General features: G+C 61.0%; 11 protein-coding genes, 4 tRNA genes and 5 rRNA genes. 4 read left to right on the forward strand and 16 right to left on the reverse strand.

Annotated features, from left to right (window positions below; all coding sequences use genetic code 11):
• Nucleotides 1–133: 133 nt before the first annotated feature.
• The 10 genes from A4W93_RS26075 to ptsP all read right to left on the reverse strand — a co-directional run bounded on the left by A4W93_RS26075 (nucleotide 134) and on the right by ptsP (nucleotide 12794).
• Nucleotides 134–3010, reverse strand: a 23S ribosomal RNA gene (locus A4W93_RS26075).
• Nucleotides 3011–3286: 276 nt separating this feature from the next.
• Nucleotides 3287–3362 (reverse strand) — tRNA-Ala (locus tag A4W93_RS26080).
• Between the two features lie 10 nt (nucleotides 3363–3372).
• Nucleotides 3373–3449, reverse strand: a tRNA-Ile gene (locus A4W93_RS26085).
• A 124-nt stretch (nucleotides 3450–3573) separates the two neighbouring features.
• Nucleotides 3574–5104 (reverse strand): 16S ribosomal RNA (locus tag A4W93_RS26090).
• A 249-nt stretch (nucleotides 5105–5353) separates the two neighbouring features.
• Nucleotides 5354–5466: ribosomal RNA gene (gene rrf, locus A4W93_RS26095) — 5S ribosomal RNA — on the reverse strand.
• Nucleotides 5467–5660: 194 nt separating this feature from the next.
• Nucleotides 5661–8537 (reverse strand): 23S ribosomal RNA (locus A4W93_RS26100).
• 276 nt (nucleotides 8538–8813) lie between these two features.
• Nucleotides 8814–8889 (reverse strand) — tRNA-Ala (locus A4W93_RS26105).
• 10 nt (nucleotides 8890–8899) lie between these two features.
• A tRNA-Ile gene (locus tag A4W93_RS26110) sits at nucleotides 8900–8976 on the reverse strand.
• Between the two features lie 124 nt (nucleotides 8977–9100).
• Nucleotides 9101–10631: ribosomal RNA gene (locus A4W93_RS26115) — 16S ribosomal RNA — on the reverse strand.
• The 16S, 23S and 5S rRNA genes sit together here with 4 tRNA genes alongside, the layout of an rRNA operon.
• A 381-nt stretch (nucleotides 10632–11012) precedes the next feature.
• Complete coding sequence (gene ptsP, locus A4W93_RS26120) at nucleotides 11013–12794, reverse strand: phosphoenolpyruvate--protein phosphotransferase (protein ID WP_085753390.1); 1782 nt, start codon at nucleotides 12792–12794, stop codon at nucleotides 11013–11015.
• A gap of 149 nt (nucleotides 12795–12943) precedes the next feature.
• Between ptsP and A4W93_RS26125 the strand changes: the two genes are divergently transcribed.
• A complete protein-coding gene (locus A4W93_RS26125) occupies nucleotides 12944–13789 on the forward strand; it encodes a GNAT family N-acetyltransferase (protein ID WP_085753391.1) in 846 nt (281 codons plus the stop codon).
• 56 nt (nucleotides 13790–13845) lie between these two features.
• Here A4W93_RS26125 and A4W93_RS26130 read toward each other — a convergent pair whose 3' ends face one another.
• From A4W93_RS26130 to A4W93_RS30245, 3 genes are all read right to left on the reverse strand, one after another.
• On the reverse strand, nucleotides 13846–14115 hold the full coding sequence (locus A4W93_RS26130) for an HPr family phosphocarrier protein (protein WP_085753392.1): 270 nt from the start codon (nucleotides 14113–14115) through the stop codon (nucleotides 13846–13848).
• A complete protein-coding gene (locus tag A4W93_RS26135; RefSeq protein ID WP_085753393.1) occupies nucleotides 14084–14533 on the reverse strand; it encodes a PTS sugar transporter subunit IIA in 450 nt (149 codons plus the stop codon). Before A4W93_RS26135 ends, A4W93_RS26130 begins: the two co-directional genes overlap by 32 nt.
• A 156-nt stretch (nucleotides 14534–14689) precedes the next feature.
• A complete protein-coding gene (locus A4W93_RS30245) occupies nucleotides 14690–15190 on the reverse strand; it encodes a hypothetical protein (protein ID WP_179951338.1) in 501 nt (166 codons plus the stop codon).
• Between the two features lie 75 nt (nucleotides 15191–15265).
• Here A4W93_RS30245 and A4W93_RS30250 point away from each other — a divergent pair, with 75 nt between their 5' ends.
• Both A4W93_RS30250 and A4W93_RS26150 read left to right on the forward strand, forming a co-directional pair.
• A complete protein-coding gene (locus A4W93_RS30250; RefSeq protein WP_085753395.1) occupies nucleotides 15266–16528 on the forward strand; it encodes a CaiB/BaiF CoA transferase family protein in 1263 nt (420 codons plus the stop codon).
• A 175-nt stretch (nucleotides 16529–16703) separates the two neighbouring features.
• A complete protein-coding gene (locus A4W93_RS26150; RefSeq protein WP_085753396.1) occupies nucleotides 16704–17873 on the forward strand; it encodes a hypothetical protein in 1170 nt (389 codons plus the stop codon).
• Nucleotides 17874–17883: 10 nt separating this feature from the next.
• Here the strand turns inward: A4W93_RS26150 and A4W93_RS26155 are convergent, their stop codons facing one another.
• The gene (locus A4W93_RS26155; protein WP_085753397.1) at nucleotides 17884–18570 is read right to left on the reverse strand and encodes a DUF4197 domain-containing protein; all 687 of its coding nucleotides are present in this window, start codon (nucleotides 18568–18570) and stop codon (nucleotides 17884–17886) included.
• A gap of 15 nt (nucleotides 18571–18585) precedes the next feature.
• Here A4W93_RS26155 and A4W93_RS26160 point away from each other — a divergent pair, with 15 nt between their 5' ends.
• Nucleotides 18586–19095: a TlpA family protein disulfide reductase gene (locus A4W93_RS26160; protein ID WP_085753398.1), complete on the forward strand. Its 510-nt coding sequence runs from the start codon at nucleotides 18586–18588 to the stop codon at nucleotides 19093–19095.
• Here A4W93_RS26160 and A4W93_RS26165 read toward each other — a convergent pair.
• Together A4W93_RS26165 and A4W93_RS26170 are read right to left on the reverse strand one after the other, a co-directional pair.
• Entirely contained in the window at nucleotides 19074–20762 is a 1689-nt protein-coding gene (locus A4W93_RS26165; RefSeq protein ID WP_085753399.1) for a phosphoethanolamine transferase, read from the reverse strand. The genes A4W93_RS26160 and A4W93_RS26165 overlap by 22 nt on opposite strands.
• Entirely contained in the window at nucleotides 20759–21439 is a 681-nt protein-coding gene (locus A4W93_RS26170; RefSeq protein WP_099959995.1) for a phosphatase PAP2 family protein, read from the reverse strand. Before A4W93_RS26170 ends, A4W93_RS26165 begins: the two co-directional genes overlap by 4 nt.
• Between the last annotated feature and the right edge of the window lie 33 nt (nucleotides 21440–21472).

Genomic DNA, 21472 nt, shown 5'->3' on the forward strand with positions numbered 1-21472 from the left:
GCTTTCGCTCTCTCTGCTGCAATCAGAAGTGTTCTTGATTACGCCAAGCCAACGATTATGGCATAACGTGGCGACGGTGGCAAGCACCGAAGCACTCAATCTTTGACGATCGCTGTGGATCCATCAAAGTTATAGGGTCAAGCCTCACGAGCAATTAGTACTGGTTAGCTTAACGCATTACTGCGCTTCCACACCCAGCCTATCAACGTCCTGGTCTCGAACGACTCTTCAGGGGGCTCAAGGCCCCGGCAAGACTTATCTTGAGACGAGTTTCCCGCTTAGATGCTTTCAGCGGTTATCTCTTCCGCACTTAGCTACTCGGCAATGCCACTGGCGTGACAACCGATACACCAGAGGTGCGTCCACTCCGGTCCTCTCGTACTAGGAGCAGGCTCTCTCAATCTTGCAGCGCCCACGGAAGATAGGGACCAAACTGTCTCACGACGTTTTAAACCCAGCTCACGTACCTCTTTAAATGGCGAACAGCCATACCCTTGGGACCGGCTACAGCCCCAGGATGAGATGAGCCGACATCGAGGTGCCAAACACCGCCGTCGATATGAACTCTTGGGCGGTATCAGCCTGTTATCCCCAGAGTACCTTTTATCCGTTGAGCGATGGCCCTTCCATACAGAACCACCGGATCACTTAGTCCTACTTTCGTACCTGCTCGACTTGTCAGTCTCGCAGTCAAGCACGCTTATGCCTATGCACTATCAGCACGATTTCCGACCGTGCCTAGCGTACCTTCGAACTCCTCCGTTACGCTTTGGGAGGAGACCGCCCCAGTCAAACTGCCCACCATACACTGTCCCCAACCCGGATAACGGGCCAAGGTTAGAACCTCAAACACACCAGGGTGGTATTTCAACGTTGGCTCCACGACACCTAGCGGCACCGCTTCAAAGCCTCCCACCTATCCTACACAGATCTGTTCAAAGTCCAATGTAAAGCTACAGTAAAGGTTCATGGGGTCTTTCCGTCTTTCCGCGGGGAGATTGCATCATCACAAACATTTCAACTTCGCTGAGTCTCTGGAGGAGACAGTGTGGCCATCATTACTCCATTCGTGCAGGTCGGAACTTACCCGACAAGGAATTTCGCTACCTTAGGACCGTTATAGTTACGGCCGCCGTTTACTGGGACTTCAGTCAAGAGCTTGCACCCCATCATTTAATCTTCCAGCACCGGGCAGGAGTCACACCCTATACGTCGACTTTCGTCTTTGCAGAGTGCTGTGTTTTTAATAAACAGTTGCAGCCACCGATTCTCTGCGGCCTTATCGGGCTCCCCAAGTAAATGGTTCACCTACTAAAGGCACACCTTCTTCCGAAGTTACGGTGTCAATTTGCCGAGTTCCTTCTCCAGAGTTCTCTCAAGCGCCTTAGAATACTCATCTCGCGCACCAGTGTCGGTTTGCGGTACGGTCGTATGTAGCTGGAGCTTAGTGGCTTTTCCTGGAAGCAGGGTATCACTCACTTCAGCGGCAAGCCGCCTCGTTATCACGCCTCATCTAATCCCCCCGGATTTGCCTAAGGGGCACGACTACACGCTTGAACCGGGACATCCAACACCCGGCTGAGTTAACCTTCTCCGTCCCCACATCGCACTACATATCGGTACAGGAATATTGACCTGTTTCCCATCAGCTACGCATCTCTGCCTCGCCTTAGGGGCCGACTCACCCTACGCCGATGAACGTTGCGTAGGAAACCTTGCGCTTTCGGCGAGGGGGCTTTTCACCCCCTTTAACGCTACTCATGTCAGCATTCGCACTTCTGATACCTCCAGCAGCCTTCACAAGCCACCTTCACAGGCCTACAGAACGCTCTCCTACCACGCACATTGCTGTGCATCCGCAGCTTCGGTAACTGGCTTAGCCCCGTTACATCTTCCGCGCAGGACGACTCGATCAGTGAGCTATTACGCTTTCTTTAAATGATGGCTGCTTCTAAGCCAACATCCTGACTGTTTTAGCCTTCCCACTTCGTTTCCCACTTAGCCAATTTTGGGGACCTTAGCTGGCGGTCTGGGTTGTTTCCCTCTTGTGTCCGGACGTTAGCACCCGGTGCACTGTCTCCCAAGCTGTACTCATCGGTATTCGGAGTTTGCAATGGTTTGGTAAGTCGCCATGACCCCCTAGCCATAACAGTGCTCTACCCCCGATGGTAATACTTGAGGCACTACCTAAATAGTTTTCGGAGAGAACCAGCTATTTCCAAGTTTGTTTAGCCTTTCACCCCTATCCACAGCTCATCCGCTAGTTTTGCAACACTAGTCGGTTCGGACCTCCAGTACCTGTTACGGCACCTTCATCCTGGCCATGGATAGATCACTTGGTTTCGGGTCTACACCCAGCGACTGAACGCCCTATTCGGACTCGATTTCTCTACGGCTTCCCTATTCGGTTAACCTTGCCACTGAATGTAAGTCGCTGACCCATTATACAAAAGGTACGCCGTCACCCGTTTCCAGGCTCCGACTGTTTGTATGCATGCGGTTTCAGGATCTATTTCACTCCCCTCCCGGGGTTCTTTTCGCCTTTCCCTCACGGTACTAGTTCACTATCGGTCGATTACGAGTATTTAGCCTTGGAGGATGGTCCCCCCATATTCAGACAGGATTACACGTGTCCCGCCCTACTTGTCGCACGCCTAGTTCCACACTCTAGATTTTTCATACGGGGCTATCACCCACTATGGCCGGACTTTCCATTCCGTTCTGATATCAGGAGTGCTAAAACGTGCAGGCTCTTCCGATTTCGCTCGCCACTACTTTCGGAATCTCGGTTGATGTCTTTTCCTCGAGCTACTGAGATGTTTCAGTTCACTCGGTTCGCCTCGCATACCTATGTATTCAGTATGCGATACCCTTGCGGGTGGGTTTCCCCATTCGGAAATCTCCGGATCAAAGCTAATTTGCCAGCTCCCCGAAGCTTATCGCAGGCTATCACGTCCTTCATCGCCTGTAATCGCCAAGGCATCCACCACATGCACTTAGTCACTTGACCCTATAACTTTGACGCCACGCTGTTGTGACATCGTCAAGGACTGTTTATTGAGTAATTCGCGTTATGCCGATTCAAACTCTTTCGAGTTGAATTGTTGTTGACGCAATCAAAAACGATTCGCCGACGGCACGGTGCTTCCAGGAGGAAGCTTTCCGCCGACGATCTTCTGATTTGACTCTACGAATTGTTAAAGAACAACAGCCGATTCTTTCGAATCGCTGACTCAAACGCCCTGCAGGCACTTGAGTCAACGACGAATTTCTATCGTGGTGAGAATGGTGGAGGATGACGGGATCGAACCGACGACCCCCTGCTTGCAAAGCAGGTGCTCTCCCAGCTGAGCTAATCCCCCAATTGAACATTGGTGGGTCTGGTTGGATTCGAACCAACGACCCCCGCCTTATCAAGACGGTGCTCTAACCGACTGAGCTACAGACCCTGCATTCTTCTAGTGAAGCGCCAAGGGCCTGACCAGCGCCAGGTTGCGTTGCCGGCTCACATTTCACACTGTTGTGAATCACAGCCGATAAGCGTGGGCGCAAGAATTTGAGTGCAATTTCCAGAAAGGAGGTGATCCAGCCGCACCTTCCGATACGGCTACCTTGTTACGACTTCACCCCAGTCACGAACCCTGCCGTGGTAATCGCCCTCCTTGCGGTTAGGCTAACTACTTCTGGCAGAACCCGCTCCCATGGTGTGACGGGCGGTGTGTACAAGACCCGGGAACGTATTCACCGCGGCAAGCTGATCCGCGATTACTAGCGATTCCGACTTCACGCAGTCGAGTTGCAGACTACGATCCGGACTACGACCGGTTTTCTGAGATTAGCTCCCCCTCGCGGGTTGGCAGCCCTCTGTACCGGCCATTGTATGACGTGTGTAGCCCTACCCATAAGGGCCATGATGACCTGACGTCATCCCCACCTTCCTCCGGTTTGTCACCGGCAGTCTCATTAGAGTGCCCTTGCGTAGCAACTAATGATAAGGGTTGCGCTCGTTGCGGGACTTAACCCAACATCTCACGACACGAGCTGACGACGGCCATGCAGCACCTGTGTCCAGGTTCTCTTTCGAGCACCAAACCATCTCTGGTAAGTTCCTGGCATGTCAAGGGTAGGTAAGGTTTTTCGCGTTGCATCGAATTAAACCACATCATCCACCGCTTGTGCGGGTCCCCGTCAATTCCTTTGAGTTTCAACCTTGCGGCCGTACTCCCCAGGCGGTCAACTTCACGCGTTAGCTTCGTTACTGAACAGCAAGCCGTCCAACAACCAGTTGACATCGTTTAGGGCGTGGACTACCAGGGTATCTAATCCTGTTTGCTCCCCACGCTTTCGTGCATGAGCGTCAGTACAGGTCCAGGGGATTGCCTTCGCCATCGGTGTTCCTCCGCATATCTACGCATTTCACTGCTACACGCGGAATTCCATCCCCCTCTACCGTACTCTAGCCATGCAGTCACAAATGCAGTTCCCAGGTTGAGCCCGGGGATTTCACATCTGTCTTGCATAGCCGCCTGCGCACGCTTTACGCCCAGTAATTCCGATTAACGCTTGCACCCTACGTATTACCGCGGCTGCTGGCACGTAGTTAGCCGGTGCTTATTCTTCAGGTACCGTCATTAGCTCCTAATATTAGTAAGAGCCGTTTCTTCCCTGACAAAAGTGGTTTACAACCCGAAGGCCTTCTTCCCACACGCGGCATGGCTGGATCAGGCTTGCGCCCATTGTCCAAAATTCCCCACTGCTGCCTCCCGTAGGAGTCTGGGCCGTGTCTCAGTCCCAGTGTGGCTGGTCGTCCTCTCAGACCAGCTACAGATCGTCGCCTTGGTAGGCCTTTACCCCACCAACTAGCTAATCTGATATCGGCCGCTCCAATAGCGCGAGGTCTTGCGATCCCCCGCTTTCACCCGTAGGTCGTATGCGGTATTAATCCGGCTTTCGCCGGGCTATCCCCCACTACTGGGCACGTTCCGATATATTACTCACCCGTTCGCCACTCGCCACCAGGATTGCTCCCGTGCTGCCGTTCGACTTGCATGTGTAAGGCATGCCGCCAGCGTTCAATCTGAGCCAGGATCAAACTCTTCAGTTCGATCTTGATAATTTTGCTCAAAGAATTGAAGTGAACTTCACTTCCATGAGCGTTTAAGGTCCATGAGACCTCGAGTCAGAGACTCTTGGCACTCGCCTTCAAACGCCCACACTTATCGGCTGTTAATTTTTAAAGAGCATTGCAGGGCAGCTTTCGCTGCTTTGCCTACAACCTTATGGCACGTCCTGGTGCAATAAGGTTGGAAGCAAAAGCCCTCGTCACGCCGTGACGAGGGCTTTGCAATTAATAGCCTGACGATGTCCTACTTTCACACGGGAATCCGCACTATCATCGGCGCTGAGGCGTTTCACTGTCCTGTTCGGGATGGGAAGGAGTGGGACCACCTCGCTATGGTCATCAGGCTTAACCGTTCGCTGCCGTGGCCTGTGGCCAGGGCAGCCAATTCGTAGAGTCTGCAGAGTGGCTTTCGCTCTCTCTGCTGCAATCAGAAGTGTTCTTGATTACGCCAAGCCAACGATTATGGCATAACGTGGCGACGGTGGCAAGCACCGAAGCACTCAATCTTTGACGATCGCTGTGGATCCATCAAAGTTATAGGGTCAAGCCTCACGAGCAATTAGTACTGGTTAGCTTAACGCATTACTGCGCTTCCACACCCAGCCTATCAACGTCCTGGTCTCGAACGACTCTTCAGGGGGCTCAAGGCCCCGGCAAGACTTATCTTGAGACGAGTTTCCCGCTTAGATGCTTTCAGCGGTTATCTCTTCCGCACTTAGCTACTCGGCAATGCCACTGGCGTGACAACCGATACACCAGAGGTGCGTCCACTCCGGTCCTCTCGTACTAGGAGCAGGCTCTCTCAATCTTGCAGCGCCCACGGAAGATAGGGACCAAACTGTCTCACGACGTTTTAAACCCAGCTCACGTACCTCTTTAAATGGCGAACAGCCATACCCTTGGGACCGGCTACAGCCCCAGGATGAGATGAGCCGACATCGAGGTGCCAAACACCGCCGTCGATATGAACTCTTGGGCGGTATCAGCCTGTTATCCCCAGAGTACCTTTTATCCGTTGAGCGATGGCCCTTCCATACAGAACCACCGGATCACTTAGTCCTACTTTCGTACCTGCTCGACTTGTCAGTCTCGCAGTCAAGCACGCTTATGCCTATGCACTATCAGCACGATTTCCGACCGTGCCTAGCGTACCTTCGAACTCCTCCGTTACGCTTTGGGAGGAGACCGCCCCAGTCAAACTGCCCACCATACACTGTCCCCAACCCGGATAACGGGCCAAGGTTAGAACCTCAAACACACCAGGGTGGTATTTCAACGTTGGCTCCACGACACCTAGCGGCACCGCTTCAAAGCCTCCCACCTATCCTACACAGATCTGTTCAAAGTCCAATGTAAAGCTACAGTAAAGGTTCATGGGGTCTTTCCGTCTTTCCGCGGGGAGATTGCATCATCACAAACATTTCAACTTCGCTGAGTCTCTGGAGGAGACAGTGTGGCCATCATTACTCCATTCGTGCAGGTCGGAACTTACCCGACAAGGAATTTCGCTACCTTAGGACCGTTATAGTTACGGCCGCCGTTTACTGGGACTTCAGTCAAGAGCTTGCACCCCATCATTTAATCTTCCAGCACCGGGCAGGAGTCACACCCTATACGTCGACTTTCGTCTTTGCAGAGTGCTGTGTTTTTAATAAACAGTTGCAGCCACCGATTCTCTGCGGCCTTATTGGGCTCCCCAAGTAAATGGTTCACCTACTAAAGGCACACCTTCTTCCGAAGTTACGGTGTCAATTTGCCGAGTTCCTTCTCCAGAGTTCTCTCAAGCGCCTTAGAATACTCATCTCGCGCACCAGTGTCGGTTTGCGGTACGGTCGTATGTAGCTGGAGCTTAGTGGCTTTTCCTGGAAGCAGGGTATCACTCACTTCAGCGGCAAGCCGCCTCGTTATCACGCCTCATCTAATCCCCCCGGATTTGCCTAAGGGGCACGACTACACGCTTGAACCGGGACATCCAACACCCGGCTGAGTTAACCTTCTCCGTCCCCACATCGCACTACATATCGGTACAGGAATATTGACCTGTTTCCCATCAGCTACGCATCTCTGCCTCGCCTTAGGGGCCGACTCACCCTACGCCGATGAACGTTGCGTAGGAAACCTTGCGCTTTCGGCGAGGGGGCTTTTCACCCCCTTTAACGCTACTCATGTCAGCATTCGCACTTCTGATACCTCCAGCAGCCTTCACAAGCCACCTTCACAGGCCTACAGAACGCTCTCCTACCACGCACATTGCTGTGCATCCGCAGCTTCGGTAACTGGCTTAGCCCCGTTACATCTTCCGCGCAGGACGACTCGATCAGTGAGCTATTACGCTTTCTTTAAATGATGGCTGCTTCTAAGCCAACATCCTGACTGTTTTAGCCTTCCCACTTCGTTTCCCACTTAGCCAATTTTGGGGACCTTAGCTGGCGGTCTGGGTTGTTTCCCTCTTGTGTCCGGACGTTAGCACCCGGTGCACTGTCTCCCAAGCTGTACTCATCGGTATTCGGAGTTTGCAATGGTTTGGTAAGTCGCCATGACCCCCTAGCCATAACAGTGCTCTACCCCCGATGGTAATACTTGAGGCACTACCTAAATAGTTTTCGGAGAGAACCAGCTATTTCCAAGTTTGTTTAGCCTTTCACCCCTATCCACAGCTCATCCGCTAGTTTTGCAACACTAGTCGGTTCGGACCTCCAGTACCTGTTACGGCACCTTCATCCTGGCCATGGATAGATCACTTGGTTTCGGGTCTACACCCAGCGACTGAACGCCCTATTCGGACTCGATTTCTCTACGGCTTCCCTATTCGGTTAACCTTGCCACTGAATGTAAGTCGCTGACCCATTATACAAAAGGTACGCCGTCACCCGTTTCCAGGCTCCGACTGTTTGTATGCATGCGGTTTCAGGATCTATTTCACTCCCCTCCCGGGGTTCTTTTCGCCTTTCCCTCACGGTACTAGTTCACTATCGGTCGATTACGAGTATTTAGCCTTGGAGGATGGTCCCCCCATATTCAGACAGGATTACACGTGTCCCGCCCTACTTGTCGCACGCCTAGTTCCACACTCTAGATTTTTCATACGGGGCTATCACCCACTATGGCCGGACTTTCCATTCCGTTCTGATATCAGGAGTGCTAAAACGTGCAGGCTCTTCCGATTTCGCTCGCCACTACTTTCGGAATCTCGGTTGATGTCTTTTCCTCGAGCTACTGAGATGTTTCAGTTCACTCGGTTCGCCTCGCATACCTATGTATTCAGTATGCGATACCCTTGCGGGTGGGTTTCCCCATTCGGAAATCTCCGGATCAAAGCTAATTTGCCAGCTCCCCGAAGCTTATCGCAGGCTATCACGTCCTTCATCGCCTGTAATCGCCAAGGCATCCACCACATGCACTTAGTCACTTGACCCTATAACTTTGACGCCACGCTGTTGTGACATCGTCAAGGACTGTTTATTGAGTAATTCGCGTTATGCCGATTCAAACTCTTTCGAGTTGAATTGTTGTTGACGCAATCAAAAACGATTCGCCGACGGCACGGTGCTTCCAGGAGGAAGCTTTCCGCCGACGATCTTCTGATTTGACTCTACGAATTGTTAAAGAACAACAGCCGATTCTTTCGAATCGCTGACTCAAACGCCCTGCAGGCACTTGAGTCAACGACGAATTTCTATCGTGGTGAGAATGGTGGAGGATGACGGGATCGAACCGACGACCCCCTGCTTGCAAAGCAGGTGCTCTCCCAGCTGAGCTAATCCCCCAATTGAACATTGGTGGGTCTGGTTGGATTCGAACCAACGACCCCCGCCTTATCAAGACGGTGCTCTAACCGACTGAGCTACAGACCCTGCATTCTTCTAGTGAAGCGCCAAGGGCCTGACCAGCGCCAGGTTGCGTTGCCGGCTCACATTTCACACTGTTGTGAATCACAGCCGATAAGCGTGGGCGCAAGAATTTGAGTGCAATTTCCAGAAAGGAGGTGATCCAGCCGCACCTTCCGATACGGCTACCTTGTTACGACTTCACCCCAGTCACGAACCCTGCCGTGGTAATCGCCCTCCTTGCGGTTAGGCTAACTACTTCTGGCAGAACCCGCTCCCATGGTGTGACGGGCGGTGTGTACAAGACCCGGGAACGTATTCACCGCGGCAAGCTGATCCGCGATTACTAGCGATTCCGACTTCACGCAGTCGAGTTGCAGACTACGATCCGGACTACGACCGGTTTTCTGAGATTAGCTCCCCCTCGCGGGTTGGCAGCCCTCTGTACCGGCCATTGTATGACGTGTGTAGCCCTACCCATAAGGGCCATGATGACCTGACGTCATCCCCACCTTCCTCCGGTTTGTCACCGGCAGTCTCATTAGAGTGCCCTTGCGTAGCAACTAATGATAAGGGTTGCGCTCGTTGCGGGACTTAACCCAACATCTCACGACACGAGCTGACGACGGCCATGCAGCACCTGTGTCCAGGTTCTCTTTCGAGCACCAAACCATCTCTGGTAAGTTCCTGGCATGTCAAGGGTAGGTAAGGTTTTTCGCGTTGCATCGAATTAAACCACATCATCCACCGCTTGTGCGGGTCCCCGTCAATTCCTTTGAGTTTCAACCTTGCGGCCGTACTCCCCAGGCGGTCAACTTCACGCGTTAGCTTCGTTACTGAACAGCAAGCCGTCCAACAACCAGTTGACATCGTTTAGGGCGTGGACTACCAGGGTATCTAATCCTGTTTGCTCCCCACGCTTTCGTGCATGAGCGTCAGTACAGGTCCAGGGGATTGCCTTCGCCATCGGTGTTCCTCCGCATATCTACGCATTTCACTGCTACACGCGGAATTCCATCCCCCTCTACCGTACTCTAGCCATGCAGTCACAAATGCAGTTCCCAGGTTGAGCCCGGGGATTTCACATCTGTCTTGCATAGCCGCCTGCGCACGCTTTACGCCCAGTAATTCCGATTAACGCTTGCACCCTACGTATTACCGCGGCTGCTGGCACGTAGTTAGCCGGTGCTTATTCTTCAGGTACCGTCATTAGCTCCTAATATTAGTAAGAGCCGTTTCTTCCCTGACAAAAGTGGTTTACAACCCGAAGGCCTTCTTCCCACACGCGGCATGGCTGGATCAGGCTTGCGCCCATTGTCCAAAATTCCCCACTGCTGCCTCCCGTAGGAGTCTGGGCCGTGTCTCAGTCCCAGTGTGGCTGGTCGTCCTCTCAGACCAGCTACAGATCGTCGCCTTGGTAGGCCTTTACCCCACCAACTAGCTAATCTGATATCGGCCGCTCCAATAGCGCGAGGTCTTGCGATCCCCCGCTTTCACCCGTAGGTCGTATGCGGTATTAATCCGGCTTTCGCCGGGCTATCCCCCACTACTGGGCACGTTCCGATATATTACTCACCCGTTCGCCACTCGCCACCAGGATTGCTCCCGTGCTGCCGTTCGACTTGCATGTGTAAGGCATGCCGCCAGCGTTCAATCTGAGCCAGGATCAAACTCTTCAGTTCGATCTTGATAATTTTGCTCAAAGAATTGAAGTGAACTTCACTTCCATGAGCGTTTAAGGTCCATGAGACCTCGAGTCAGAGACTCTTGGCACTCGCCTTCAAACGCCCACACTTATCGGCTGTTAATTTTTAAAGAGCTGTTGAAATCGTTTCCGATTTCGTTCTGCTGTTTGCGTTTTGTCGCGTTCAGCAGAGAGAGCGATTATGGCATTCTTTTTTCGAGACTGTCAACAGATCGCTCTGTTTGTTTTTCTTGCTGTTTTCAGTGCTGATCGGCGTCTGCCGGATCTGCGCTGCGTTCAGCGAAGTCCATGACTGTAGCACGAAATTCGGCGTCTGCAACACCCTCGTCACACAATCGTGAATGTCCCGATCAAGGACTCACTCGGCGGCTTGCTGCTGCTTCCTGTTGAAGAGCCGCTCGCTCGCCGCTTCGGGGTCGTCGCTGCTGAGCACTTCGTCAAGGTGCGGGAACAGCAAGCGCGTGTCGGCGCGGAGGATGCGCTGCTTGATGGAGGCGATGCGCGAAGGGTGCATCGAGAAACTGCGCAGGCCCATGGCCAGCAGCAGGTCGGTGAATGCGGGATCGCCCGCCATCTCGCCACAGACCCCCACGTGTTTCCCGGCCGAGCGGGCGTCGGCGATGGCGCGGGCGATCAGGGACAGCACCGCCGGATGCCAGGGGTCATATAGATGGGAGACCGCCTCGTCGGCCCGGTCGATGGCCAGGGTGTACTGGATCAGGTCGTTCGTGCCGATGGAAACGAAGTCGAAGTGCTTCAGCAGCGTGGGCAGCATCAGTGCCGCCGCGGGCACCTCGATCATGGCGCCCACCTCCACGTCGCCGTGGGGCTTGCCCGCCTCGTGCAGTTGCTGCTTGGCCCGGGCCAGCGCGTCCAGCACCTGGCGGACCTCACCCAGGTGCGCCACCATGGGAATCAGCAGGCGCACCTTCCCCAGCGCGGCGGCCCGGAGGATTGCCCGCAGCTGCTGGCGGAACATGTTCGGCTCGGACAGGCTCCACCGGATGGCCCGCAGCCCGAGCGCCGGGTTCATCGTGTATTCATGGCGCAGTTCGTGGACGGACAGCCGGTCGAGCGGCTTGTCGGCCCCGATGTCGACGGTGCGGATGGTGACCGGCAGCCCCTTCATCGCCTCGACCGCGTCCCGGTAGGCCTCGAACTGCTCTTCTTCGCCTGGCAGCTCGCCCCCACGGTTCATGAAGAGGAACTCGCTGCGGAACAGCCCCACCCCGACCGCCCCCGCCTCCAGCGCCGCCGGCGCGTCGACCGGCAGCTCGATATTGGCCTGGAGCTCGACCCGCTCGCCGTCGAGCGTGACCGCCGGGGTGTGCCGCAGGCGCGACAGCCGGTCGCGCTCCAGCCCGCTCTGGCGCTGCCGGAAGCGGTATTCCTCCAGCACGATGGGCGACGGGTCGACCACGACCACGCCGGAATCGCCGTCGATGACCACCCAGTCGTCCTGGCGGATCAGGTGGCTGGCCTCGCGGGCGCCCACCACGGCGGGGATGTCCATGCTGCGGGCGACGATGGCGGTGTGGGACGTCTTGCCCCCCACGTCGGTGACGAAGCCGGTGAAGACGCTGCGCTTGAACTGGAGCATGTCGGCCGGTGCGATGTCGTTGGCGACCAGCACCAGCGGATCCTCGCCGGCGAAGTCGCGCGGGCTCACCCCGGGCGCCGGCGCATAGCTGGTGGACGGCCCGCGGCCCATGGCACGCAGCAACCGCTCGACGACTTGCTCCAGGTCGGCCTTGCGCTCGCGGAGGTAGTCGTCCTCCATTTCGTCGAACTGGCGCGCCAGCACCTCGAGCTGCGCCGACAGCGCCCACTCGGCGTTGTAGTGCCGTTCCCGGACCCATTGTTTCGTGGCCACGATCAGCGCGTCGTCGCGCAGCAGCATCATGTGGACGTCGAGCAGCGCCGACAGCTCGGGCGGCGCGTCGGCCGGCAGGTCGCGCTGCAGCGTGCTCAGTTCGTCGGAAACGGCGTCGCGCGCCGCTCGCAGGCGTTCGATTTCCTGCTCCGCGTCGGCCTCGTCGATGAAGTAGTGAGCCACGTCGATGCGGCTGGATGCCACCAGCACCGCACGGCCGATGGCCACGCCGCGGGAAACGGGCAAACCGAAGACCTGAAAGCTCATGGCCCATCGTAGCAGCGGCGCCACGAGCGTCGCATCAGGGTCAGCCCCTTTTTCCCCTTGGTGCACCCCTGTCATGGCCTCGTCATGCCGGGTTCATGGCTGCGTCATCGGCCCGGCTGACCATCCCGACATCTACAGGAGAAAGACGTATGAGGGATCTGCCCCTGCCCACGATGCCGATTTCCGATCTGCTGGGCGACTCTTCCCGGAGGTCGCTTCACCGCCGCTCCCCGACGGCCGAAGGCTCCCGCACCGGCGCCCCGCATCTCGAAGTGGTTTGGGCTCGCCACGAAGCTGACGTTCGGGAAGCGCAGCAGCTGAGGCACCTCGTCTTCGCCCAGGAGATGGGCGCCCGGCTCAGCGTGCCGCATGGCAGCCCCGCCGGTCACGACATCGACATGTTCGACCCGTACTGCGAGCACCTGCTGGTCCGCGAAACGCGCGCCGACGGCGAGCCGGGCCGTGTCATCGGGACGTACCGCGTGCTGACCCCGGACGCCGCCAAGCGCGTGGGCGGCCTCTACAGCGAAACCGAGTTCGACCTGACCCGCCTGCGCCACCTGCGTTCGACGATGGTGGAACTGGGCCGCTCGTGCGTGCACCCCGACCACCGCTCCGGCGGCGCCATCCTGGCGCTGTGGGGCGCGCTGGCCGAGTTCATGGTGCGCAACCACCTCGACACGATGATCGGCTGCGCCAGCGTCAGCATGCGCGACGGCGGTCACGTGGCCGCCAGCCTGTGGGAGCAGCTGCGCAAGAACCACCTGGCCCCCATCGAGCTTCAGGTGCAGCCGCGCCTGCCGCTGCCGGTGGAAGAGCTTCAGCGCGACCTGCCCATCGAGGCACCCGCGCTGATCAAGGGCTACCTGCGCTGCGGCGCCAAGGTGCTGGGCCCGCCGGCCTGGGATCCCGACTTCAACACGGCGGACCTGCCCATGCTGATGCGCATCGGCGACCTGCCCGCGCGCTACCGGAAGCACTTCCTGGGCGCCTGACCCCCGCAAGGGGTCTCGCGGGACGGCGCGTCAGCGCCTCCCGCGGCAGGCCGAACTCACTCGGCTTCGCCGAACTTGTCGTCGACGAGCTTGCGCAGCGCATCCATCGCCGCCTGCTCGTCCGGCCCGGCCGTCTCGAGTTCGACCTCGGCGCCGAGCCCGGCGGCCAACATCATCACCCCCATGATGCTCTTCGCATTGATGCGCCGTTCGCCGCGCGTCATGAAGACGTCGCTCTGGAACGAACCCGCCAGTTTGGTGAGTTTCGCGGAGGCCCGCGCGTGCAGGCCCAGCTTATTGCTGATGGTGATGGTGGACTTGATCATTGGCACCCGGTTTGAAAGCTTGGTTCTGCGGACGTGACACGGCCACCTGCATCACGCCTTGCGTGGCGCCGGAGACCGCACGGGCCACCAGCGCGTCGAGCGGTTCATTGGCATAACAGAGCGAGCGCCACAGCATGGGCACGTTGACCCCCGCGATCACCTTGACGTGTTCGCCGTCGGCGAGCCGCTGCGCCACGTTGCACGGGGTGGCACCGAACACGTCGGTGAACACCAGCGCGTCGGGAGAGCGGATCTGGGCCAGCAGCGTGCGGGCCTTCGCCTCGATCTCCTCGGCGGGCATGTCCGGCGGGACGTCGAGCACGGCGAGCCGCGCGGCACAATCGGGAAACGCATGCTCGGCCACCGTCTTGAGCGACGAGGCCATGGGCGCGTGAGCGATGATCAACAGACCCGGCATGGCTCGAAATTATCGGGGGTTCCGGGCCATGCGCTCAAACTCGATTGCTCCACACAAGCTCCTTTCGCCCGGCGTCGACACCCCCCATTAGACAACAGGGGCACCCGCACAACGCCGTTCCGTGGGGAATGGCTGACACGTGCCCACGGCAACCCGTCACGGAAGCAGGCGGATTCCCTCGAAGAACGTGTCCACGACCTCGGCCGGCGCGTTGCGGGCGAGCACCGCGGCCTGGTACACCCGGGCGCCCCGGGCGAAGTAGACGAGGTGCTGGCTCACCGCCTCCCCGTCGGGCAGGCGTCCCTCCAGCCGGTAGCGCAGCATGTCGGGCCTGGCGTCCGCGCCAGGGATGGCCACGGACTTCGCCACCTTCGCTTCGGCGGCGAAATTCCCGGCCTGCGCGTCGCGCAGGGCGGCCACCGCCGCCGGCGACCGCGAGGCGTCGCTCAGCTCGACCATGGCCAGTCCGAACGTGGCGCCACCGGTTTCGCAGGCCACCATCGTCATCGGGGCCGCATCGCCCAGGAGCGTGACGGACCGGGTCTCGGCCTTCGGCTTGCAGGGGAACATCGCCAGCGCACCGGTGCCCGCCGGCCGCGCCTCGCGCCAGTCGTACGTGGGCGAGCAGCCCGCCGCAGCCAGCAGAACGATCCACACCACCCGCCTCGCGGGCCCCATCCGGCATTCAGACATGGGTGCATTATCCCCGCAGCCCTGCCGCACAATCGGCGGATGACTTCCTCGCACCCGCCCTCCTCCGCCCCGGCCCAGCCGCTCGCCGGCGTGCGCGTCCTCGACCTGTCCCGGGTGCTGGCCGGCCCCTGGTGCACGCAGAACCTGGCCGACCTCGGCGCCGACGTGATCAAGGTGGAACGCCCGATGCGCGATGGCGCCGGCGGCGACGACACGCGCGGCTGGGGCCCGCCGTTCCTGAAGGGCCGCGACGGGCAGGACACCGCCGAGGCCGCGTATTTCCTCGGCACGAACCGCAACAAGCGCTCGATCACCGTCGACATCGCCCACCCCGAGGGCCAGGCGCTCATCCGTCGGCTGGTTGCCCAGTGCGACGTGTTCATCGAGAACTTCAAGGTCGGCGACATGGCCCGCTACGGCCTCGACGCCGCCACGTTGCGCGCCGCCCAGCCCGGCCTCGTCTACTGCTCCATCACGGGCTTCGGCCAGACCGGCCCCTACCGCGAGCGCGCAGGCTACGACTACGCCATCCAGGGCATCGGCGGCCTGATGAGCGTGACGGGCGAACGCGACGACCTGCCCGGCGGCGGCCCGCAGAAGGTGGGCGTGGCCGTGGCCGACCTGTTCACGGGCATGTACGCCACCGTCGCGATCCTCGCCGCGCTGCGCCACCGCGACGCCACGGGAGAAGGCCAGCACGTCGACATGGCCCTGCTCGACACCCAGGTGGCGATGCTCGCCAACCTGGGCGCCAACTACCTCGCCACCGGAACCCCGCCGCGCCGCGCCGGCAACGCCCACCAGAACATCGTCCCCTACCAGGTGTTCGAGACGTCCGACGGCCACCTGATCCTCGCCGTCGGCAACGACGGCCAGTTCGCCAAGTTCTGCGAGATCGCGGGCGTCCCGCAGTTCGCCGCCGACCCGCGGTTCGCCCGCAACGCCGACCGCGTCCGCAACCGCGCCGTGCTGGTGCCGCTGCTGACGGAGATCCTGCGCACCCGCACGAAGGCGGACTGGCTCGCCGCGCTCGAGGCAGCGAAGGTGCCCTGCGGCGCCATCAACAACCTCGAGGAGGTGTTCGCCGACCCGCACGTGCAGGCACGGAACATGACCGTGCCCATGCCTCACCCCGAGAGCGACGCACTTCGCCTCGTCGCCAGCCCGATGAAGCTCTCCGGCACCCCGGTGCAGTACCGCCGGCCGCCGCCGCTGCTCGGCGAACACACCGGCGAGGTGCTGGAGGAACTCGGCTGGAGCCCCGAGGACATCGGGGCACTGCGGGACAAAGGCGTGTTGTGACGCTCCGGGCGGCCTCCCTCTATATGAGTTAGGGGGGTCCCCGCCCCCCCAGTCCGGGGTTTTGGTCCCGACAAGATGTCACAAGTGCCGAAAGGTAAGTGACACTTCTTGTCGTGGAACGACAGTTTTGGTGATTTTCGCCAACTGCCATGCATTCCGAGGATGGGAACCTGCCATGGACCTGAGCGACCTGAACCGAGCCCCCGCCAACACCGGCACCGCCACGCCCCCGCCGAACACCGACGACAAGGGCAGCCCCGACGCGCTGCGCTGGGCCGAGATCCTGAACGCCCTGAGCGCCGAGACGTCCGGCCCGCTGACGGCCGCGCTCGAGCGTGTGCAGACGCTCGCCACCACCGGCCGCATCGACCGCGCCAGCCTGCGGGCGCTCGCCGAAGAGATCCAGCACGCCCGCCAAGCCGGCATGACCGGCCAGCAGCTCACCCGCCTCGCGTCGGGCCGGGTGCGCCAGACCCACGAGCGCCTGCGCCTCACCGATGCCCTGAAGGAAGTGCTCGCCCAGCGCACCCGCGAAACCCAGGCCCGCGGCATCGTGATCAAGCAGGTGCTGAAGCCGGCCGAGGTCATCGTCGACGCCTCGCTGCTGTTCAGCCTCTTCAACGCGGTGCTGGCCTGGTCGCTGGCCCACGCCCGCTCGAACATCGAGTTCCGCACCGACATCAAGAGCTGGCCCACCCACGCCCGCGTCACCTGCCGGTTCGCCTACCGCCCCGCCGACGAACGCATCGAGGAGCCCGCCGACCTGGCCCTGCGCGCCTCGCTCGACACCATGACCTGGCGCCTGCTCGAGCAGACCGCCTGGGCCATGGGCCTGCCCCTCGACCGCAAGTTCGATGGCGCCAACGCCGTGCTGACGCTCGAGTTCCCGCGCACCGTCAACGACCAGATCGAGGGCGTCAGCGCCATCGAGCTCGACCAGGGCTTCTCGCCCTCGCTCAGCTCCAAGCCGCTCGCCGGCAGCCAGGTGCTCGTGGTCGCGTCGCGGCGCGACGTGCGGGTGCAGGTGCGCGACGCCATCCGCAGCATGGGACTGATCGTCGACTTCGTGGGGTCGGTGGAGGAAGCCCGCGACTTCTGCCGCAGCGGCGTGCCACACGCCATCGTGATCGAATCGGTGCTGCGCGGCGACCGCTTCAACGCCCTGCGCCAGGAGTGCATCGAGGCCGTCGCCGACGTGGTGTTCATCGAGATCATCGAGGAAGGCAACACCTTCGAGATCTCGGGCTTCGGCGGCCTGAACATGGCCCGCGTGGGGCGCGACGCCATCACGGCGTCGCTCCCCTCCGCCCTGATGTTCGAACTGTCGAAGGCGGCGGCCACCTGACCGCGCGGGTTCAGCGCCCGCCGAACACCTTGCGCAGGATCGCGCTGCCGGTGCCGATCGGGTCCTGGCGGATCTTCCGCTCCTCCTCGCCGATCATCAGGTACAGCCCGTCGAGGGCCTTCGACGTCACGTACTGCTGCACGTTGGCGTCCTCCTGGCGCACGAGACCGAACGCCGCGGCCTTGCCCGCCACCGCGTTGTACTTCTCCGCCAGCGCCACCCGTTCGGTGGCCCGGGTCACGATGGGCAGGAACTTCTCGCCGAGGGGCTGGCGGGTCTTCTCGGCGAAGAACAGGGTGACCGAGTTGTCGCCGCCGGTCACCAGGCGTTTCGCATCCTCCACGCTCAGGTTCTTCACGGTGGACACCAGCACCGACTTCGCCTCGGGCACCGCGGCCTCGGCCGCGCGGTTCATCGCGGTGACCAGCGCATCCACGCGCTGCCCCTGGCCCGCCGCGCGCAGCAGCGACGCGGCATCGTTCAGGTAGCCCGGCAGCGGGATGCGAACTTTCGGGTTGCCGAGGAATCCATCGGTGCGCCCGAGCAGGCCCACGGCCGCCAGCGCGCCGCGTTCCAGTGCGGCCCGCACGCCGGCGGCCGCGTCGGTCTCGCTGAACGGCGACGCGGCTCCGGCGAGGCCCCAAGGCCCCGCGCCCAAGGCCAACAGGGTCGCTGACGTAAACTTTCTGCGCTGCATGAACTGCCTTCCGACATGAAATCGATCCGTCATCTTGCCATCGTCCTCGGCGCCGTGGCGGTCACCGCGGCAGCGGCACTGGCTTACGTCTCGCTCGGCACGAAGACCCTGGCCCCGGACGTCGCCTACACCCGGCTCGACGGCAGCCCGGCCCGCACCGCCGACCTCAAGGGCAAGGTCGTGCTAGTCAACTTCTGGGCCACGAGCTGCACCACGTGCGTGAAGGAGATGCCGCAGATCGTCGCCACGCACAACAAATACCGCGGCGCGGCCTTCGACACGCTGGCCGTCGCCATGTCGTACGACCCGCCGGCCTACGTGGTGAACTTCGCCAAGTCCCGCGAACTCCCGTTCACGGTCGTGATCGACAACCTCGGCGAGATGGCGCGCCAGTTCGGCGACGTGCAGCTCACGCCCACCACCGTGCTGATCAACAAGCGCGGCGAGATCGTCAAGCGCTACGTCGGCGAGCCCGACTTCGCGGCGCTGCACACCCTCATCGATCAGCTGATCGCCGAGACCTGAGCGGCCTTCACGCCGCCAGCGCGACACGGCGCATACACGTCGCGCGCCGCGTCATACACCGACGTGCTGACCCCCATCAGGCCCAGCACCGAGTGGAAGTAGTGGTCGTGCGACAGACGCTCCTCGGCGCGTGACCGCAGGCAGGTGACCCCGAGGCCCGTGTCGTGCACGAAGCCCGGCGACATCCACGTGATCCACGGCACGCGCTTCTGCACGTCGGGTGCCACCGCGTACGGCAAGCCGTGCAGGTACAGGTTGTTCTCGCCGAGCGACTCCCCGTGGTCGGCCACGTACATCATCGCGGGACGCCAGTTCACCTCTTTCTGCTTCAGCCAGCCGATGGTGGCGCCGAGCAGGTGGTCGGTGTACGCGATGCTGTTGTCGTAGGCGTTGACCAGTTCCGCGCGCGAGCAGGACTGGAGTTCGTTCTGCGTGCACTCGGGCAGGAACCGCTTGGTCTCCGGAGACGAACGGCGGTAGTAGGCCGGCCCGTGGCTGCCGATCTGGTGCAGCACGAGCACCACGCCGCGGGCGCGCCGCTCGGCCGGCAGCGCGGCGAGGCGGGCGTCCAGCCCCTCGAGCAGCGCGGCGTCGAGGCACTCGCCGTCGGCGCAGGTGGCGGCGTTGGGAACGCGGTCGCACACGCCCTTGCAGCCGCCCTGGTTGTCGAGCCACAGCACGCCGTAGCCGGCCCGCTGCAGCACGTCGAGCAGGCCTTCCTCGTCGTGGTCCCGGTCGAGGAATCTCTCGCGGCCCAGCCGCGAGAACATGCACGGCACCGACGCCGCCGTGCTCGTGCCGCACGACCACACGTTGCGGAAGCTGACGATGTCCTGCCGGGCGAGCTCCGGTGTCGTGTCGCGCTCGTAGCCGTTGACGCCGAAGTTGCCGACTCGACCGGTCTCGCCGAGCACCAGCACCAGCAGCGGCGGATGGGCCGGGCCGAACGGGGCGGCGATGGCCGCGTCCTCGCCGATGGGCGCCAGTCCGCGCGCGTGGGCCGGGCCGGAGAAGGCCACCTTGCCGAGCGCGTAGACGACGTTGAGCGGGTTCACGAGGTACCGCACCTCGTGGTGGTTGCGCACGGTGGAGGCCAGCGGCTGGAAGCACGCGAACAGCGCCACCACGGTGATCACGAGCGACAGCACGGCCGTCTGCAGGTTGCCTTTCAGGCGCCCGGTCCAGCGCCCGTAGGACACCGGCCGGCGCACCACCCACACCGCCGGCAGCACCCCGAGCAGCAGCAGGTTGAGCAGCAGGCGCCCACTCATCAGGTCGGCCGCCTCGTGCGGGTCGGTCTGCAGCACGTTGACCAGCATCGAGGGGTCCATCACCATGCCGTACGACAGCATGAAGTGCGTGCAGCCCGCCGACACCAGCAGCCACAGCACGAGCACCGGCTTGAGCGTCCAGCGCCACGCGAGGAGGCTCGACAGGAGGGCCATCAGCCCGGCGATGCCGACGCCGAGGCCGGCCACCAGGATCCAGCCGCCGAAGCCTCGCAGCAGGGAGCGTTCGAACAGCCCGTGCCACAGCGCGACGTTGCCCACCGTGGCGAGCCACAGGCACACGACGGCGATCAGGAACGCCGGCCGGTCGGGCGCGAGGCCCCGGGTCACGGGTGCGAAGCGGCGGGCGCGCCGCCACCCGAGGACGAGGGTGTTCATGCCCGCACCTCCGGCCAAGCGGCATCGACACCCCAGGCCACCACCCAGCAGAGCCAGCCGGTCCACAGCGTGTGGCTCATGAAGTGAGCCCCGCGCATCTGCTGCGCGAGGCCGAACAGCAGGCCGGCGCCGGCCGCCGCGGCGAGCCACAGCTGCGCCACCCGTGGCCAGGCCCGGAAGACGAACCAGCCGCCCAGGAACGAGAAGCCGGACGAGGCATGCCCCGCCGGGAAGCAGTGGCCACTGCCACCGTCGGTGACACTCCAGCCGCGCCAGTGGGGCACGAGGTGGGCGACACCACCGAAGTCCTGCATGTCCCAAGGGCAGCTCGTGGCGCTGCTCGACTTCACGAGCGAGACCACGGTGGCCGCCACGAAGGCGCTCACCACCAGCTGCAAGCGCCGCGACAGGGAAATCCGGCGCAGCACGCCGAACGGCCACCACACGCCGATGCACAGCACCACCGCCACCAGCCACGAGGCCAGGCGGCCCCCTTCGTGCAACAGGTCGGCGAGCACCCAGTGGTCGCGCCACGGGAACCCGTGGCGGCTGCCGAACAGCGACGCGGCCGCCATGTCGAGCCCGGAGGCATCCCAGGCCAGAACCACCGCCAGCATGGCCGCCGTGGCCGCCGGCACGCGCCACGAAACCGGCGCTTTCGAGATCACTTCACTCATGGGGCCGCACGATCCAGGCCGCGGCTTAAGCCA

Origin of the sequence: Piscinibacter gummiphilus, from assembly GCF_002116905.1 — a bacterium.
GTDB classification, from domain to species: domain Bacteria; phylum Pseudomonadota; class Gammaproteobacteria; order Burkholderiales; family Burkholderiaceae_C; genus Rhizobacter; species Rhizobacter gummiphilus.

Excerpts from the sequence above, each read along its gene's own strand:
- ptsP (WP_085753390.1), bottom strand. The coding sequence starts at position 12,794 with ATGAGCTTTCAGGTCTTCGGTTTGCCCGTTTCCCGCGGCGTGGCCATC.
- A4W93_RS26125 (WP_085753391.1), top strand. The coding sequence starts at position 12,944 with ATGAGGGATCTGCCCCTGCCCACGATGCCGATTTCCGATCTGCTGGGC.
- A4W93_RS26130 (WP_085753392.1), bottom strand. The coding sequence starts at position 14,115 with ATGATCAAGTCCACCATCACCATCAGCAATAAGCTGGGCCTGCACGCG.
- A4W93_RS26135 (WP_085753393.1), bottom strand. The coding sequence starts at position 14,533 with ATGCCGGGTCTGTTGATCATCGCTCACGCGCCCATGGCCTCGTCGCTC.
- A4W93_RS30250 (WP_085753395.1), top strand. The coding sequence starts at position 15,266 with ATGACTTCCTCGCACCCGCCCTCCTCCGCCCCGGCCCAGCCGCTCGCC.
- A4W93_RS26150 (WP_085753396.1), top strand. The coding sequence starts at position 16,704 with ATGGACCTGAGCGACCTGAACCGAGCCCCCGCCAACACCGGCACCGCC.
- A4W93_RS26155 (WP_085753397.1), bottom strand. The coding sequence starts at position 18,570 with ATGCAGCGCAGAAAGTTTACGTCAGCGACCCTGTTGGCCTTGGGCGCG.
- A4W93_RS26160 (WP_085753398.1), top strand. The coding sequence starts at position 18,586 with ATGAAATCGATCCGTCATCTTGCCATCGTCCTCGGCGCCGTGGCGGTC.
- A4W93_RS26165 (WP_085753399.1), bottom strand. The coding sequence starts at position 20,762 with ATGAACACCCTCGTCCTCGGGTGGCGGCGCGCCCGCCGCTTCGCACCC.
- A4W93_RS26170 (WP_099959995.1), bottom strand. The coding sequence starts at position 21,439 with ATGAGTGAAGTGATCTCGAAAGCGCCGGTTTCGTGGCGCGTGCCGGCG.